Genomic DNA, 16361 nt, shown 5'->3' with positions numbered 1-16361 from the left:
CCTGCGGGCACCGATCCGTCGAGCGGCCTCCGGTGCACATGCTGTCACGTGCTGTCACGTGCGACGAAACGCCGAAATCGTCAATTTGGGCGGCCTGGCGGCACGGGCGTCCCAAAAAAGTGGTCACAGACGTATTGCGCTGAACAGTCCTGACCACCTAAGTTGACAACACAGTGCGATGCAGATCACACTCACTGCTCGCAGTGTGGCGTAGGTCGCAGTTGCGATGAACGTCTGCAGGTTCGTTGGGGAACATTCGTCTGCGTTGTCGGGGCGCGGCCAGAACGAAGGGGATCGCTGGTGTCAGGTACTAAGCCCGCCGCTCGCAGGACCACCATCAATCCGTCCGCCGAGTCCATTCTTCACGGCGCGGAGGCAGAGAACCGTATTGCCTGGGTTTCCCAGGCGCGGTGTCGCCAAACCGATCCAGACGAGTTGTTCGTCCGCGGTGCAGCACAGCGAAAAGCTGCGGTGATCTGCCGGCACTGCCCGGTCATCGCCGAATGCGGTGCCGACGCCCTCGACAACCGCGTCGAGTTCGGTGTGTGGGGTGGGATGACCGAGCGTCAGCGGCGCGCCCTGCTCAAGCAGCACCCCGAGGTCGTCTCCTGGGCGGACTTCTTTGCCGCTCAGCGCAAACACCGCAGTGCCGGCTAACTCGCCGAGCTAACTGTCCGCTGGGCCGGGTCAGGTCGGGTCAGGCCGCGGTCGAATCTCCGGCGATCTGGTCGGCGATCGCCTGCAGCGCATCGAGGTCGGACACGTCGAAGGGCAGCGATGGCACTCCCACGATCGCCACGTGCGGATTGGCCCCGGTGAACCGCGACAGCAGGCGTACCTCCCGTTTGGCGGTCATGGCGCGGTCGGCGTGGATCCGCAGCGCGGCGGCCGCCACCGACGTCGGATCGGTCTTCTCCAGTTCCTCGGCGGCCTCGGCCGCCTTGTCGGCGTGCAGCTCGCACAGCGTCGGGTGGGTGCGGTTGAGGATCAGACCGGCCAGCGGCATGCGCTCGGTGGAGAGTCGGTCGACGAAGAACGACGCCTCGCGCAGCGCATCCGGTTCGGCGGCCGAAACCACCACGAACTGGGTGCCCCGCCGCTTGAGCAACTCATAGGTGCGGTCGGCCTTCTCCCGGAAACCGCCGAACGTCGCGTCCAGCGACTGCACGAAGGCCGCGGCATCGGAGAGCATCTGCGATCCGAGGACGGTCGACATGCCTTTCATCGCCAGCCCCACCGCACCCGTGACGAACCGGCCGATGCCGCGACCGGGCGCCAGCAGCAGCCGCCAGAGCCTGCTGTCCATGAAACTGCCCAGCCGCTTGGGTGCGTCGAGGAAGTCCAGCGCGTTGCGTGACGGCGGGGTGTCCACCACGATCAGATCCCACTTGTCTTCGGCCAGAAGCTGTCCCAGCTTCTCCATCGCCATGTACTCCTGAGTGCCGGCCAGCGAGGTGGCGACGGTCTGGTAGAACTGGTTCTCCAGAATCGCGTCGGCGCGGCCGTCCCCCGAGTACTGCACCACCATCTCGTCGAAGGTGCGGCGCATGTCCAGCATCATCGCGAACAGCTGGCCCGACACCTCCGGGGCCAGCGGGACCCGCTGCGGGGTGTTGCCCAGATCCTCGATCCCGAGAGCCTGGGCCAGTCGCTTGGCCGGGTCGATCGTCAGCACGACCACGGTGCGGCCGTACTCGGCGGCACGCATGGCCATCGCCGCGGCGGTCGTCGTCTTGCCGACCCCGCCCGCGCCGCAGCAGACCACGACCCGGTTCGACGTATCACGCAGGATGGCGGCCATGTCCAGGGCCGGTGGGGTGGTGCTCATCGGTTCCCTCCGCTCACCGCACGCCCTGGTGGGCGAGCGACTCGGCCAATTCGTACAGGCTGCCCAGGTCGACTCCGTCGGGCAGCGTGGGCAGTTCCAGCCGGGGGACGTCGATCTCCACCAGCTGTTCGGCGCTCTCGGCGCGGGCGGCGATGCGGGTCGCATGCTGGATGGTCTCGGTGAGCAGCCCGGCGAAGTCGGCGTCGCTCAACGTGATCCCGGCCTCCGCCAGCCCGGAGCGCACGGCGTCGGCGTCGATGTCGCCCTCGGCGGCCTTCGCGAGATCGTCGGCAGCCAGATAGGCCGGGATGGTCCGGTTGACGATCACGCTGCCGATCGGCAAGTCCATCTCGCGCAGCTCGCCGATGGCTTCGACCGTCTCCTGGATCGGCAACGCCTCCAGCAGGGTCACCAGATGGATGACGGTCAGGTCGGAGTGCAGCAGCTTGACCACGCCCTCGGCCTGCGAATGCACCGGTCCGCCCTTGGCCAGATCGGAGACCGCCTTGGTGACGTCGAGGAAGCGCGCGATCCGGCCGGTGGGCGGCGCATCGACCACCACGGCGTCGTAGGCCGTGCTCTTGCCCTTCTCCGTCCTGGTCACGATCTCCTTCACCTTGCCGGTCAGCAGCACGTCGCGAAGGCCGGGTGCGATCGTCGTCGCGAACTCGACCGCACCGATACGCCGCATCGCGCGGCCGGCCAGTCCCAGGTTGTAGAACATGTCGAGGTATTCCAGGAACGCGGCCTCGGTGTCGATCGCCAGCGCGTTGACCTGCCCGCCACCCTCGGCGGTCGCGATCTTGACCTCTTCGTAGGGCAGTGGCGGAACGTCGAAGAGCTGCGCAATACCTTGGCGCCCTTCGACTTCCACCAGTAACACCTTGCGGCCGCCGGCCGCCAGCGCGAGCGCCAGCGACGCCGCGATCGTGGACTTACCGGTGCCGCCCTTGCCGCTGACGAAGTGCAGACGCGCCTTCGTCAGGCGGGACGGCCAACCGATCATCGTCGATCCGTTCGGAGTGGTTGCCACCAGTGCATGCTAACCAAGCCCGATCGGGTGCCGGATAAGCTCGGCTACATGAGTGAATCGACCCGCTGGGAGTACGCGACCGTCCCGTTGCTGACGCACGCCACCAAGCAGATCCTCGACCAGTGGGGCGAGGACGGCTGGGAGCTGGTCTCGGTGCTGCCCGGCCCGACCGGAGAACAGCACGTCGCCTACCTGAAGCGTCCGAAGTGAGCACCTCGGCGCGCCTGGCCGAGCTCGGTATCGAGCTGCCCGAGGTTGTCCCCCCGGTCGCCGCCTATGTGCCTGCGGCGCGCACCGGGAACCTCGTCTACACCGCGGGCCAGCTTCCCATCACCGGGGGCACCCTGCCGGTCTCCGGCAAGGTGGGCGACGCGGTCTCCCCGGAGGAGGCCAAGCGACTGGCGCGCCAATGCGCACTGAACGCGTTGGCCGCAGTGCACGCCCTGGTCGGCATCGACGCGGTGGTCAAGGTGGTCAAGGTGGTCGGCTTCGTCGCCTCCGCGCCTGGTTTCGGCGGGCAGCCGGCCGTGATCAACGGTGCCTCGGAGTTGTTCGGCGAGGTGTTCGGCGAAGCCGGTGCGCATGCCCGGTCGGCGGTCGGCGTTTCCGAACTGCCGATGGACTCTCCGGTCGAGGTCGAGATCATTGTCGAGGTCGCGTGAGCGACGATCGGGCAGGAGTCGCGTGAGCGACGATCGGGCAGGAGTCGCGTGAGCGACGATCAGACAGAGGTCGCCTGACCGGTGAGCGGGCTCGAGCATCCCGCCTACGGCCTGCTGAGGCCGGTGACCGACAGTGCCTCGGTGCTGCTGTGCGAAAACCCCGGTCTGATGACCCTGGAGGGCACCAACACCTGGGTGCTGCGCGGCCCGGGCAGCGACGAGATGGTCGTCGTCGACCCGGGACCCGACGACCACGACGAGCACATCGAGCGGCTCGCCGCCCTGGGGCCGATACCGCTGGTGCTGATCAGCCACAAACACAACGACCACACCGGCGGGATCGACCGGATCGTCGACCTGACCGGTGCGGTGGTGCGTTCGGTCGGCAGCGGGTTCCTGCGCGGTCTGGGCGGTCCGCTGAGCGACGGTGAGGTGATCGACGCGGCCGGGCTGCGGATCACCGTGATGGCCACGCCCGGCCACACCGCCGACTCGGTGTCGTTCCTGGTCGATGACGCCCGCAGCGACGGGAAGGGTGCGGTGCTGACCGCCGACACCGTGCTGGGCCGCGGCACCACGGTCATCGACCGCGAGGACGGTGACCTCGGCGACTACCTGGAATCGCTGCGCCGCCTGCGCGGCCTGGGAGGCCGCACGGTGCTGCCCGGGCACGGCCCCGACCTCGACGATCTGGCGGCGGTCTGCGGGGACTACCTGACCCACCGCGAGCAGCGCCTGGACCAGGTCCGCGCCGCACTGGCCGAACTCGGGGAGCAGTCCAGCGCCCGCGAAGTGGTCGAGCACGTCTACACCGACGTCGACGAGAAGTTGTGGGAGGCGGCGGAGTCCTCCGTGCAGGCGCAGTTGGACTACCTGCGCCGCTGAGCTACCTCGCTCGGCGCGCCAGCCGCTCGGAGTCGCTGATCAGCACGCTCTTACCCTCGAGCCGGATCCAGCCGCGGTGGGCGAAATCGGCCAGCGCCTTGTTGACCGTCTCCCGGGACGCTCCGACCAGCTGGGCGATCTCTTCCTGGGTCAGGTCGTGGGTCACCCGCAGCGCCCCGCCCTCCTGGGTGCCGAACCGCTGGGCCAGCTGCAGCAGCTGCTTGGCCACCCGTCCCGGCACGTCGGTGAAGATCAGGTCGGCGAGGTTGTTGTTGGTGCGGCGCAAGCGACGCGCCAGCACCCGCAGCAGCTGCTCGGCGATCTCGGGGCGGTCGGCGATCCAGGCGCGCAGCGCGTCGCGGTCCATCGACACCGCCCGCACCTCGGTGATCGTGGTCGCGCTCGACGTCCGCGGGCCGGGATCGAAGATGGACAACTCGCCGAACATGTCGGACGGGCCCATGATCGTCAGCAGGTTCTCCCGACCGTCCGGCGAGCGCCGGCCGATCTTCACCTTCCCCGAGATGATGATGTACAGCCGGTCGCCGGGCTCCCCTTCGGCGAACACGGTGTGTCCGCGCGGGAAGTCGACGGGTTGCAGCTGCTTGGTCAGCGCGGATACGGCGCTGGGTTCGACCCCCTGGAAGATTCCGGCCCTGGCCAGGATCTCGTCCACGTTGCCCCTCTTAAGGTGTTCGGTGTTCAGACATGCGCAAGCCGACCTCGAAAGATCGTGTGATCAGTCTAGAGGTAGCCACGCCGACGTTGTCGGCAATGAACCCTAGCGTGACCAGCTCACGCTACACACGATCGGCATGCCGGGTCTGGTGAAATTCCGTATTCGGGCGGGCAGGCGGGTGGTGGGGCGTGGGCAAAGGCCACTCCGACACGCCCGCGACGACCTCGTTCAGGTCGGTCATCGGCACCGTCATCCGCGGCGAGAGCCGCCGCCGGGCCGGGTGCGGTTCAGTGCCGGAACGGTCGCTGGCCCCGTTGGCCTTGGCGTGTTCGAGGAATTCGGCGACGTCGGCGGCCGAGACGGTGTCCCGGCCCAGCGTCGACTCCACGCGCTGCAACCCGAAGGTCGCCAACATCAGCAACCCGGGAATGAGCCCGACGAGCAACCACGACACGAAGCAGTAGTTAACAGGTCCAACATCTCAGCGGGATCACGAGTTGCCGACGGTATGGACCGGTCGGTTCCCGGCTGTGTCGCACCGCGTCAGTACGCTTGTCTGGTGACTGTGAACGAGCCGTCGGCAGGTGGCCGCGCCGCCGCCAAACCCGCTCGTCGCGCGTCGGCCCGGAAGTGGGAGGCCGAGACCCGGCTGGGCCTGATCCGCCGGGCCCGCCGGATGAACCGCACCCTGGCCCGGGCTTTCCCGCACGTGTACTGCGAACTGGATTTCACCGATCCGCTCGAACTCACCGTCGCGACCATCCTGTCGGCGCAGAGCACCGACAAGCGGGTCAACCTGACGACCCCGGCTCTGTTCGCCAAGTACCGCAGCGCCCTGGACTACGCCCGCGCCGATCGCACCGAACTCGAGGAGCTGATCAGGCCGACGGGCTTCTATCGCAACAAGGCCAACTCGCTGATCCGGCTCGGCCAGGAGCTGGTGGAGCGGTTCGACGGTCAGGTCCCGGCGACGCTCGACGAACTGGTCACGCTGCCCGGGGTGGGCCGCAAGACGGCGAACGTGATTCTCGGCAACGCCTTCGACGTCCCCGGAATAACCGTCGACACCCACTTCGGGCGGCTGGTGCGCCGCTGGCGCTGGACGGCTGAAGAGGACCCGGTGAAAGTGGAACACGCGGTCGGCGAACTGATCGAGCGCAGCGAATGGACGCTGCTGAGCCATCGGGTGATCTTCCACGGCAGGCGGGTCTGCCATGCCCGTAAGCCGGCCTGCGGAGTGTGCGTGCTGGCCAAAGACTGCCCGTCGTTCGGGACCGGGCCCACCGACCCGCTGGTTGCTGCGCCGCTGGTCAAGGGGCCGGAGACCGAGCACCTGCTGGCGCTGGCCGGGCTGTAGCCCCGCGAAGTCCGCTGATGAGTGTGTCGGCCCGCTGGAGCATCGTGGCGATGGTTATCCTCGTCGCGCTCGGTGCCGCGCTGTGGACCGAACTCGGCGACGACCAGGCCGCCGACGGCTCCCGGTCGGTACCCCCGGAGACGATCACCGCCCGCGACCGCCGCGACGCCGACACCGCTGAGGCGCTGACGGTTCCGCGGGCGCGGGCCGACCTCGACCCCTGTCCGGGCCCCGGTGTGGGCCGCGGGCCCGAGCGGCTGCGGGGCATCGTGCTGGAGTGCGCCGGCGACGGATCGCCGGTCGACGTCGCCGAAGCGCTGGCCGGCCGAACCGTGGTGCTGAACCTGTGGGCCTACTGGTGCGGCCCGTGCACCGACGAGTTGCCCGCGATGGCCGAGTACCAGCGTCGTGTCGGACCGGAGGTGACGGTGCTGACGGTCCACCAGGACGAAAACGAGAGTGCGGCGTTGCTGCGGCTTGCCGAACTGGGGGTTCACCTGCCGACTCTGCAGGACGGCCGCAGGCTCATCGCCGCAGCGCTGCGCGTACCCAACGTCATGCCGGCAACGGTGGTGTTGCGCGCGGACGGTAGCGTTGCCGAGATCCTGCCCCGGTCGTTCTCGACCGCCGATGAAATCGCCGCGGCGGTCGACCCGAAGATTGGAGTGACGAGGTGAGTTGGGACAGCCGCGTCGGCGATCTGTCTCCCGACGCCGCCCCGCCATGGTTGGCCCCGCTGGTCGAACGCCCCGGCGCGGTCAAGAACGCCTACCGCCGCCGCGTCCCCGCCGAGGTTCTTGCCGCGCTGACGGCCGCCAACACCAGCGCCGCGCTGACCGGTTCACGTCGCGACGCCGCGGTGCTGGTGTTGTTCTCCGGGCCGACGGGCGGTGCGCCCGGGACACTGCCCGACGACGCCGACCTGCTGGTCACGGTGCGGGCCTCGACGTTGCGCCACCACGCCGGCCAGGCAGCGTTCCCGGGCGGTGCGGCCGACCCGGGCGACCGGGGGCCGGTGCACACCGCGCTGCGCGAAGCCAGCGAGGAAACCGGCCTCGCGACCGGTCGGCTGCATCCGCTGGCCACCCTGGAGAAGATGTTCATCCCGCCCTCGGGTTTCCACGTCGTACCGGTGCTGGCCTACTCGCCGGACCCCGGACCCGTCGCGGTCGTCGACGAGGCCGAGACCGAGCTGGTCGCCCGGGTGCCGGTGCGGGCGTTCGTCAACCCCGAGAACCGCATCATGGTCTACCGCAGCGAGAACACCCGCCGCTCGGCCGGGCCGGCGTTCCTGCTCAACCAGATGCTGGTGTGGGGCTTCACCGGGCAGGTCATCGCCGCGATGCTCGACGTCGCCGGCTGGTCGACCCCCTGGGACACCGACGACGTGGTCGAACTCGACGACGCAATGGCGCGTCTGGACACTCAAGACAGCTACGGTGAAGCGCAACGATGACATCATCCCAGTGGCTGGACATAGCCATTCTCGCCGTCGCGCTCATCGCAGCCATCTCGGGCTGGCGATCAGGGGCGCCGGGTTCGCTGTTGGCTCTGGTCGGGGTCGCGCTCGGCGCGGTGGCCGGCGTGCTGCTGGCCCCGCACGTGGTCAGCCACATCGACGGGCCCCGCACCCAGCTGTTCGTCACGCTGTTCCTGATCCTGGTTCTGGTCGTCATCGGCGAGATCGCCGGTGTGGTGCTCGGCCGCGCGGTACGCGGCGCGATCCGTAACCCGGTGCTGCGTGTCGCGGACTCGGTGGTCGGCGTCGCGTTGCAGCTCGTCCTGGTGCTGACCGCGGCCTGGCTGCTCGGCACCGCGCTGAGTTCGTCGCCGCAACCGAGCCTGGCCGCCGCGGTCCGCGACTCGAAGGTGATCTCCGAGGTCGACGCGGTGGCTCCGACGTGGCTGCGGACGGCGTCGAATCGGATGTCGTCGCTGTGGGACACCGCCGGGCTGCACGATGTGCTCAAGCCCTTCGGACCGACGGCGGTCACCGCGGTGGACGCGCCGGACGCCTCGCTGGCCGAATCGGCTGTGGTCGGGGCGATCAGCCCGAGCGTGGTGAAGGTCCGCGGGCTGGCCTCGAGCTGCCAGAAGGTGCTCGAGGGCAGCGGCTTCGTCGTCGCCCCCAACCGGGTGATGTCCAACGCCCACGTGGTGGCCGGTTCGGAGAGTGTGACCGTGGAAGTCGGTGGGCAGAGCTACGAAGCCGGCGTGGTCAGCTACGACCCGGACGCCGACATCTCGATTCTCGATGTGCCCGATCTGCCGGCCGCGCCGCTGCAGTTCGCCGACGGTGAGGCGCCGTCGGGCACCGACGGAATCGTGATGGGATATCCCGGCGGCGGGGAGTTCACCGCGACCCCGGCGCGGGTGCGCGAGATCATCGAGCTCAACGGGCCGGACATCTACCGCACCACCACGGTCACCCGGGAGGTGTACACCATCAGGGGCACCGTGCGGCAAGGCAACTCGGGCGGGCCGATGATCAACCGCAGCGGCAAGGTGCTCGGGGTGGTCTTCGGCGCGGCGGTCGACGACGCCGACACCGGGTTCGTGCTCACCGCCGACGAGGTGGCGCGGCAGATGGCCCGGGTGGGCAACGTCGACCGGGTGACCACCGGCACCTGCATCGGTTAGTCCGGCGGACGCGAGTACACCTGGCGCAGGAAGCGGCACAGTTGCTCGTTGACCGCTTCGGGAGTCTCCTCGTGGGCGTAGTGCCCGGCGCGGTCGATCGACACGTAGCGCCCGTGCGGTGCGTAGCGCTGCGTCCGGTACACCGGGTCGGCCAGCACGTACGGGTCGGAATCTCCCCGCAGATGCAGCACCGGCACCGATATCGGGCGCTTCATCGACCTCATGAAACGCCGGCCCTCGCCGCGTAGCTGGCTGCGCACCGCCCAGCGCTGGTACTCCAGCGCCGAGTGTGCGGCCGACGGAATCTGGATGGCCCGCCGCAGATGGTCGACGGCCTCGGCGAAATCCTCGCTGGCCTGCCACTTCGCCGATGACCGGCTGCGCACCAGCCGTTCGATCTCGGCGCCGTCACGCCGGGTCAGCGCGCGTTCGGGAGACATCGGCACCTGATAGCGCAGCAGGTGCGGCAGCAGCGCGCGGCCCTGATCCCGCCGCCGCAGCGCCGAGGCCCGCAGCGCGGCCGGGTGCGGTGAACTGATCACCGCGATCGCGTTGACCACCCGCGGATGCAGCACCGAGGTGGCCCAGCACACCAGGCCACCGTCGGCGTGTCCGACCAGTGTCGCGCTGTTGTGGCCCAAGGCGCGGACCAACCCGGCGGTGTCACCGGCCAACGTCCAGCCGTCGTAGCCGCGCGGGGGTTTGTCGCTGGCCCCGTAGCCGCGCAGGTCGACGGCGACGACCCGGGCGCCGGACAGCCCGGCCAGCTGGTGGCGCCAGGACCACCAGAACGATCCGAACCCGTGCAGCATGATGACCAGCGGACGGTCGGTGAGCGGTCGCGACCTGTCGTCGGCTCCGCTCTGGCGGTGGCCCTCGACGACATGGAAGCGGATGCCGTTGGCGTGCACGTCGAGATGCCGCCACGGGCCGTCGATACGTACGACCGACGGGTCCGGTCGGGGCATTACCAGCCGGACGGGTCGGTGGCCGCCTTCTCGGCGCCTGTCGTCGCCGCTACCGACTTTCCGGGTTTGTCGGAGCCGAACGCCTCCGGGATCTCTTTGACCGATTCGATGGTCTTCTGCGGGCCCCGGATCCGGCGCACCTTGAGGTATCCCAGTAGCGCGAACACCGCGGTGACCACGACCATGATCCCGAACACGATCAGGAAGGCCGCCCAGCGCCACAGCCAGGTGTCGAGCAGTTCGGCGACGAAGAAAAAGAAGAAGAACGTCGAATAGAACAGCACCACCAGCGCCAGGATGAAGAAGACGCTGCCGGTCAGCCCCTTCTTGACGTCGCGGGTGATCTCGGCCTTGGCGAGCTCGACCTCGGCGCGTACCAGGGTCGAGACCTGCGCGGTGGCGTCTTTGACAAGGTCACCGATGGACGGGTCGGGCTTCGGTGCGTGCGGGTCCACCAGCGGTATCGACGTCACGGTGGTCGGTACGCCGTCTTTGCGATCGCTCACGCAAGCTTCCTTCCCGCCTCTGCTGTCCGGGTTCATGTTGCCACGTGGCGTCCCACGAAACGATTCCGGCCGACGATAGACTGCCGGGGTCGGAGAAGGTCTGGCGGGTCGGGCAGGTGGATAGGGGATCGATACGTGAGGTTCAGCGGCCGCTGCCTGACCCTGCGCGCCGTGATCACGGCGCTGATGTTGCTCCTGACGGCTCCGGCCGGTTCGGCCCTCGCGCAGGGCCAGGTACCGCTCGGCGGCGGGTCCGGGCTTGTCGTCGATGGTGAGACGTTCTGCACGCTCACCGCGATCGGCACCGACAATCAGGGCCGGTTGATCGGTTTCACCTCCGCGCACTGCGGCGGTCCGGGCGCGGTGGTGGCCGCCGAAGGCGCCGAGGGAGCCGGTGTCGTCGGCACGATGGTGGCCGGCAACGACATGCTCGACTACGCGGTGATCGAGTTCGACCCCGCCAAGGTCACACCGGTCAACACCGTCGACGGATTCCGCATCGACGGTCTGGGGCCGGACCCCAAATTCGGTGACGTCGCGTGCAAACTGGGCCGCACCACCGGCTACTCCTGTGGTGTGACCTGGGGGCCGGGGCAGCAGCCCGGCACCATCGTCAACCAGGTCTGCGGCGGCCCGGGTGACTCGGGTGCGCCGGTGACGGTCGACAACAGACTGGTGGGCATGATCCACGGCGCGTTCTCCGAGGACTTGCCGACCTGCATCATCAAGTTCATCCCGCTGCACACCCCGGCGGTCACGATGTCGTTCAACACCCAGCTGGCCGACATCACGGCCAAGGGCCGGCCCGGCAGCGGCTTCGTCCCGGTGGGCGCCGCTGCCTGAGCCGTCGATAAGGCCGAGCTGCCTGAACCGGCAGTCGGGTCCGCGGGTCTACTTGCTGGCCCGGATCGCCTCGAACACGCTCGGGTCCACCAGTGTCGAGGTGTCGCCGAGTTCGCGGCCCTCGGCAACGTCGCGCAGCAGCCGGCGCATGATCTTCCCGCTTCGGGTCTTGGGCAGTTCGGGCACCACGTGGATCTCGCGGGGCTTGGCGATCGGCGAGATCTCGCGGGACACCTCGGAGCGCAGTTCGTCGACCATCTGCTCGCGGGACATCTCCTGGGCGTGCGCCTTGAGGATCACGAACGCGCAGATGCCCTGGCCGGTGTGCTCGTCGGTGGCCCCCACCACGGCGGCCTCGGCCACCCCGGCGTGCCCGACCAATGCGGACTCCACCTCGGCGGTGGAGATCCGGTGCCCGGAGACGTTCATGACGTCGTCGATGCGGCCCAGCACCCAGATCTCGCCGTTGCTGCCGTACCGCGCGCCGTCGCCGGCGAAATACCAGCCCTGCTCGGCGAATCGGGACCAGTAGGTGTCCTTGAACCGCTCCGGGTCGCCCCAGATACCGCGCAGCATCGACGGCCACGGCTTGTCGAGCACCAGGTAACCGGTGACGTGCTCGCCGTGATCGGGGGCGGGCGCGAGCTCGTTGCCGTCGTCGTCGACGATCTTGGCGGAGATGCCCGGCAGCGGGCGCATCGCCGAGCCGGGCTTGCAGGTGGTCACCCCGGGGAGCGGGGAGATCATCGCCGCGCCGGTCTCGGTCTGCCACCAGGTGTCCACGACCGGGGTCTTGTCGCCGCCGAAGACCAGCCGGTACCAGCGCCACGCTTCGGGGTTGATCGGCTCGCCGACCGAGCCGAGCAGGCGCAGGCTCGACAGATCGTGCTCGTAGGCCAGCTCGCGGCCCCACTTCATGAACGTGCGGACCACTGTTGGAGCGGTGTAATAGATTGTCACACCGTACTTTTCGACAACCTGGAAGTGCCGGTGCTCATCGGGTGAAGCCGGCGTGCCCTCGTAGACGACCTGGGTCACGCCGTTGGACAGCGGACCGTAGACGATGTAGGTGTGGCCGGTGACCCAGCCGATGTCGGCGGTGCACCAGTAGACGTCGCTGTCGGGTTTGACGTCGAAGACGTAGTGGTGCGTGTAGGAGGCCTGGGTCAGGTAGCCGCCCGAAGTGTGCATGATGCCCTTGGGCTTACCGGTGGTTCCCGAGGTGTACAGCAGAAACAGCGGGTGTTCGGAGTCGAACGCTTCGGGGGTGTGCTCGGTCGAGGCCTTGGGGATGGTCTCGTCCCACCACAGATCGCGGCCGTCGGTCCACGGCACGTCGATTCCGGTGCGCCGCACCACCAGAACGTGCTCCACGGGGTTGTCCGCACCGAGACCTTCGATGGCCTCGTCGACTCCGGCCTTCAGCGGCGCGGCCTTGCCGCGGCGGAACTGACCGTCGGAGGTGATGACCAGCTTGGCCTGTGCGTCCTCGATCCGGGCCCGCAGTGCCGAGGCCGAGAAGCCGGCGAACACGACGCTGTGCATCGCGCCCAGTCGCGCACACGCCAGCATCGCGACGATCGCCTCGGGCACCATCGGCATGTAGATCGCCACGCGGTCACCGGATTTCAGGCCCAGCTCGGTCAGCGTGTTGGCGGCGCGGCAGACCTCGTCCTGGAGTTCGGCGTAGGTGATGTCGCGCGCATCGCCGACGGGTTCACCTTCCCAGTGGATCGCGACGCGCTCACCGTTGCCGGCTTCGACATGGCGGTCGACACAGTTGTAGGCGACGTTGAGCTTGCCGCCGATGAACCATTTGGCGACCGGGGCGTCGGACCAGTCGAGCACCTCGGTGAACGGGGTTTCCCAGACCAGCCGGTTGGCCTGCTCGGCCCAGAACCCCAGGCGGTCCGCCTCGGCCTGCTCGTAGAGTGCCTCGGTCGCGTTGGCGTTCGCGGCGAACTCAGGGGAGGGCGGGTACGAAGACGGGGCTTCCACATGCGTCTCGGTCATGACTGTGAGGGTAGTCACCCAACGTTGCATTGAGGTTGGCAACTCACATCTCGGGCTGCGGGCGGCGCCTGCGACGCGACGAACGTCACGGCTGGCGAGCCCAACGGCACGATACTGCTTTTCCGGCGCCGCCGCCGGGTCGGCTAGCGTGTGCGCCGTGTCCGATCCGCTGGCCCCGTTGGCCGACCTGCCCGGCGTGCAGCAGGCCGGTGACGAGGCGCGTGACGCGCTGGGCCGGGCTCATCGGCACCGGGTGAATCTGCGCGGCTGGCCGAAGTCCGCGGCCGAGGCGGCGGTCCGTGCGGCCCGGGCGTCCTCGGTGCTCGACGGCGGGCCACTGCAGTTCTCCTCGGCGGCCGAGCCCGCCGATCCGGTGCTGGCGGGGGCGTTGCGCGTCGCCGAGGCGCTCGAGGGCGGGGAGGGCTCCCTGATCGGGGTCTGGCGCCGGGCGCCGTTGCAGGCGATGGCGCGGTTGCATGCGCTGGCCGCCAGCGACCTGGTCGACGACGATCTGCTGGGCCGGCCCCGCGGGGACGTCGACACCGGGCGCCGGCTCGAACTGCTCGCCGACCTGGTCACCGGCGGGACCCGGGTGCCGGCGACGGTGCTGGCCGCCGTCGCGCACGGCGAACTGCTGACATTGCAGCCCTTCGGCACCGCCGACGGTGTGGTGGCCCGTGCGGTGTCGCGATTGATCACCATCGCCAGCGGTCTCGACCCGCACGGTCTTGGAGTGCCCGAGGTGCACTGGATGCGCCGGTCCGGCGACTATCGGGCCGCGGCGCGTGGTTTCGCATCGGGAACCCCCGATGGTCTGGCGGCGTGGCTGGTGCTCAGCAACGAGGCGTTGCATGCGGGCGCCCGCGAGGCACTGTCGATCGCCGTCGCCCTGTCGTCCTGAACCGTCGGCGGGCAAACCCATTGCAACGTGAAGCGGGCGGCGCTCCCAGCGATTCTCATCGCTACGGCGCGCCGCCCGCTAGCACGGGCCGCCGGTTACCAGGCGTGCGTTGTGGGTTGCGTGGGCGGCCTCGGCGTCTTTGCGAATCGCAACACCCGACCGGCCCCACCCAAAGGGCGGTCATGGCTGTCCGGTTTTCGCAATTACGCAGGCCCGCAACACTCTTACCTATTCCGCGGTATGTGCTCCGCGTGGGTTCCGGGACCCGTGCTGGGGAGCCGAGGTCGGGAGAACGAGCCTTCTCTTCCGGCTCGGCCTTGGCCTCACCCGGCTTCCGTGCTTCCTTTGTACTACGTGACCCCGGTCACAGCAAGTGTCAAAACGGGCGCGATCTCCGATCGTTGCCGGATGCTGCGCCCGACTGTTCAGCTACTCGGAAGTAGCTCTCTCAGAACGCGAAACGACGCAACAGCGAGTAGGTGAGCGCCCCGGCGGCCAGTGCGCTCATCCCGACCGCGGCCGACGTCGCGACGGCGGCCGTCGACGGTGCGGGCAGGCGGTCGCGCAGCGACACCGGTTTGGAGAACGCGCGCACCGGCCAGCTGCGGGCGGTGGCCTCCTTGCGCAGCGCGCGGTCCGGGTTCACCACGGTCGGATGTCCGACTGCCTCGAGCATCGGCAGGTCGGTGATCGAGTCGGAGTAGGCATAGCAATGATCGAGGGCGTAACCCTCGCGCGCGGCCAGCGCGCGGATGGCATCCACCTTGCCCTCCCCGTAGCAGTAGAACTCGATCTCGCCGGTGTACTTGCCGTCCTCGACCACCATGCGGGTCGCCATCGCATGGGTGGCTCCCAGCGCCCGGGCGATCGGGGCGACGATCTCCTCGCCTGATGCCGACACCACGACGACGTCGCGCCCGCACAGCTTGTGGTCGGCGATGAGTTCGGCCGCCTCGGCGAACACCAGCGGATCGACGATGTCGTGCAGGGTCTCGCCGACGATGGACTTGACCTGCTCGACGTCCCAGCCGGCGCACATGTTGGTGATGTAGGAGCGCATCCGGTCCATCTGGTCGTGGTCGGCGCCGGACATCAGGAACAGGAATTGCGCGTAGGACGACTTCAGTACCGCCCGCCGGTTGATTAGCCCTTGGCTGAAGAATGGTTTGCTGAAAGCCAGGGTGCTCGACTTCGCTATGACGGTCTTGTCGAGGTCGAAGAAGGCTGCGGTGTGGACGGGCCGGTCGGTGTGTTCGGGTCCGCCGGCGCTCGGGCGCCCCGCTGCCGCCGGATCGGGTGTGGTCACAGGGTCAGCATAGGGGTGGGCGGTGCGCCCGATTGCGGCAGACCGGACAAAATGGCAGTTCACGACAGGTGTCCGTGACTGTAATCTTTCCTGGTTGTGGCCAACTTGTTCCCGGTGCGGTACTTGCGCCGGCCCGCTCTCGCGTGTGTATAGTGGGCATCACTCGGCTTATGCCGGGTGTGCATCAGCCCGACCCCCCGGGGCTGATACACGACGACCTCCGCCTCCTCCCCCCCTGGCGGGGGTCGTCCCTTTTTCTGGGGGCTTCGCATCGCGGATAGGTCACCGGTTCCCAGTCGGTTGCGGAACGTCGTTTTCGCCGGGCCGCGCTGTCCACAACCAAGCGTCGATCCACAGATTCCGGCGGTCTCGATTCCGGGGTCTTCGCGGGATGTGAGTCGCCACGCACGCTGGGTCCATGAGCACCGCAGTGGGCATCCTCGTCCTGGTCGCGGACCGGGGTCTGCAGGCCGACATCGATCGGGTCGCGGCTGCCGCCGGGCTCGACGTCGTCCGCGCCGGCGCCCCGTCGAGCCGGCGGGTCTGGGCCAGCGCAGCGGCGGTGCTGCTGGACGGCCCCGCCGCTGAACACTGTGTCGAACTGGGGATGCCGCGCCGTGCACGGGTGGTCCTGGTCAGCGGTGGCGAGCCCGGGGCAGACGACTGGCAGGCCGCGGTGGCGGTGGGCGCGCACCGTGTCGTGGCGCTGCCCGCCGGTGAGCGCGACCTCATGGCAGCAC

Annotated in this window: 18 protein-coding genes and 1 pseudogene; 11 read left to right on the top strand and 8 right to left on the bottom strand. The window is 68.9% G+C overall.

Annotated features, from left to right (window positions below):
* Window positions 1-300: 300 nt before the first annotated feature.
* Window positions 301-657: a WhiB family transcriptional regulator gene (locus tag ACXAID_RS11525; RefSeq protein WP_475022339.1), complete on the top strand. Its 357-nt coding sequence runs from the start codon at window positions 301-303 to the stop codon at window positions 655-657.
* A gap of 40 nt (window positions 658-697) precedes the next feature.
* On the opposite strand, the gene bagB is transcribed toward ACXAID_RS11525, so the two are convergent.
* Both bagB and bagA read right to left on the bottom strand, forming a co-directional pair.
* A complete protein-coding gene (gene bagB, locus ACXAID_RS11520) occupies window positions 698-1828 on the bottom strand; it encodes an ATPase BagB (RefSeq protein ID WP_475022338.1) in 1131 nt (376 codons plus the stop codon).
* A gap of 13 nt (window positions 1829-1841) precedes the next feature.
* Window positions 1842-2864 (bottom strand): ATPase BagA, encoded by a 1023-nt coding sequence (gene bagA / locus ACXAID_RS11515; RefSeq protein ID WP_475022358.1) that lies wholly within the window; start codon window positions 2862-2864, stop codon window positions 1842-1844.
* A gap of 45 nt (window positions 2865-2909) precedes the next feature.
* Here bagA and ACXAID_RS11510 point away from each other — a divergent pair, with 45 nt between their 5' ends.
* The 3 genes from ACXAID_RS11510 (at window position 2910) to ACXAID_RS11500 (ending at window position 4408) form a co-directional block, all read left to right on the top strand.
* Complete coding sequence (locus ACXAID_RS11510) at window positions 2910-3071, top strand: DUF4177 domain-containing protein (RefSeq protein ID WP_090278496.1); 162 nt, start codon at window positions 2910-2912, stop codon at window positions 3069-3071.
* Window positions 3068-3523 (top strand): RidA family protein, encoded by a 456-nt coding sequence (locus tag ACXAID_RS11505; RefSeq protein WP_475022337.1) that lies wholly within the window; start codon window positions 3068-3070, stop codon window positions 3521-3523. Before ACXAID_RS11510 ends, ACXAID_RS11505 begins: the two co-directional genes overlap by 4 nt.
* Before the next feature lie 81 nt (window positions 3524-3604).
* Window positions 3605-4408, top strand: coding sequence for an MBL fold metallo-hydrolase (locus ACXAID_RS11500; RefSeq protein WP_475022336.1), 804 nt, complete (start codon window positions 3605-3607; stop codon window positions 4406-4408).
* A 1-nt stretch (window position 4409) separates the two neighbouring features.
* Here the strand turns inward: ACXAID_RS11500 and crp are convergent, their stop codons facing one another.
* Together crp and ACXAID_RS11490 are read right to left on the bottom strand one after the other, a co-directional pair.
* The gene (crp, locus tag ACXAID_RS11495; RefSeq protein WP_005138643.1) at window positions 4410-5084 is read right to left on the bottom strand and encodes a cAMP-activated global transcriptional regulator CRP; all 675 of its coding nucleotides are present in this window, start codon (window positions 5082-5084) and stop codon (window positions 4410-4412) included.
* A gap of 124 nt (window positions 5085-5208) precedes the next feature.
* The gene (locus ACXAID_RS11490) at window positions 5209-5502 is read right to left on the bottom strand and encodes a hypothetical protein (RefSeq protein ID WP_475022357.1); all 294 of its coding nucleotides are present in this window, start codon (window positions 5500-5502) and stop codon (window positions 5209-5211) included.
* 261 nt (window positions 5503-5763) lie between these two features.
* Between ACXAID_RS11490 and nth the strand changes: the two genes are divergently transcribed.
* Genes nth through marP form a run of 4 tightly spaced genes read left to right on the top strand, consistent with a single transcriptional unit; the run spans window position 5764 to window position 9084 of the window.
* The gene (gene nth, locus ACXAID_RS11485) at window positions 5764-6444 is read left to right on the top strand and encodes an endonuclease III (protein WP_475022356.1); all 681 of its coding nucleotides are present in this window, start codon (window positions 5764-5766) and stop codon (window positions 6442-6444) included.
* 17 nt (window positions 6445-6461) lie between these two features.
* Entirely contained in the window at window positions 6462-7121 is a 660-nt protein-coding gene (locus ACXAID_RS11480) for a TlpA family protein disulfide reductase (protein WP_475022335.1), read from the top strand.
* Window positions 7118-7900: an NUDIX hydrolase gene (locus ACXAID_RS11475; RefSeq protein ID WP_475022334.1), complete on the top strand. Its 783-nt coding sequence runs from the start codon at window positions 7118-7120 to the stop codon at window positions 7898-7900. The genes ACXAID_RS11480 and ACXAID_RS11475 overlap by 4 nt, the downstream gene beginning before the upstream one ends.
* Window positions 7897-9084, top strand: a complete 1188-nt coding sequence (marP, locus tag ACXAID_RS11470; RefSeq protein WP_475022333.1) for an acid resistance serine protease MarP — start codon at window positions 7897-7899, stop codon at window positions 9082-9084. The genes ACXAID_RS11475 and marP overlap by 4 nt, the downstream gene beginning before the upstream one ends.
* Here marP and ACXAID_RS11465 read toward each other — a convergent pair.
* Together ACXAID_RS11465 and ACXAID_RS11460 are read right to left on the bottom strand one after the other, a co-directional pair.
* Window positions 9081-10052 carry an alpha/beta fold hydrolase gene (locus ACXAID_RS11465; RefSeq protein ID WP_475022332.1) on the bottom strand — a complete coding sequence of 324 codons (972 nt, stop codon included), beginning with the start codon at window positions 10050-10052 and terminating at the stop codon, window positions 9081-9083. The genes marP and ACXAID_RS11465 overlap by 4 nt on opposite strands.
* Window positions 10052-10594: a phage holin family protein gene (locus ACXAID_RS11460; RefSeq protein ID WP_475022331.1), complete on the bottom strand. Its 543-nt coding sequence runs from the start codon at window positions 10592-10594 to the stop codon at window positions 10052-10054. The genes ACXAID_RS11465 and ACXAID_RS11460 overlap by 1 nt, the downstream gene beginning before the upstream one ends.
* A gap of 150 nt (window positions 10595-10744) precedes the next feature.
* Between ACXAID_RS11460 and ACXAID_RS11455 the strand changes: the two genes are divergently transcribed.
* On the top strand, window positions 10745-11401 hold the full coding sequence (locus ACXAID_RS11455) for a S1 family peptidase (RefSeq protein WP_475022355.1): 657 nt from the start codon (window positions 10745-10747) through the stop codon (window positions 11399-11401).
* Between the two features lie 48 nt (window positions 11402-11449).
* On the opposite strand, the gene acs is transcribed toward ACXAID_RS11455, so the two are convergent.
* Window positions 11450-13414 (bottom strand): acetate--CoA ligase, encoded by a 1965-nt coding sequence (acs, locus tag ACXAID_RS11450; protein WP_475022330.1) that lies wholly within the window; start codon window positions 13412-13414, stop codon window positions 11450-11452.
* 157 nt (window positions 13415-13571) lie between these two features.
* Here acs and ACXAID_RS11445 point away from each other — a divergent pair, with 157 nt between their 5' ends.
* Window positions 13572-14315, top strand: coding sequence for a Fic family protein (locus ACXAID_RS11445; RefSeq protein ID WP_475022329.1), 744 nt, complete (start codon window positions 13572-13574; stop codon window positions 14313-14315).
* Between the two features lie 448 nt (window positions 14316-14763).
* Here ACXAID_RS11445 and ACXAID_RS11440 read toward each other — a convergent pair whose 3' ends face one another.
* Window positions 14764-15621 carry an HAD-IB family hydrolase gene (locus ACXAID_RS11440; protein ID WP_475022328.1) on the bottom strand — a complete coding sequence of 286 codons (858 nt, stop codon included), beginning with the start codon at window positions 15619-15621 and terminating at the stop codon, window positions 14764-14766.
* Between the two features lie 418 nt (window positions 15622-16039).
* On the opposite strand from ACXAID_RS11440, the pseudogene ACXAID_RS11435 reads away from it, so the two are divergent.
* Window positions 16040-16361, top strand: a pseudogene (locus ACXAID_RS11435) (septum site-determining protein Ssd); the annotation flags it as partial.

The organism is Mycobacterium sp. ABE4_509 (genome assembly GCF_056160785.1).
The sequence above is the reverse complement of the archived record's forward strand: the minus strand, read 5'-3'. Positions and strand labels throughout refer to the sequence as shown.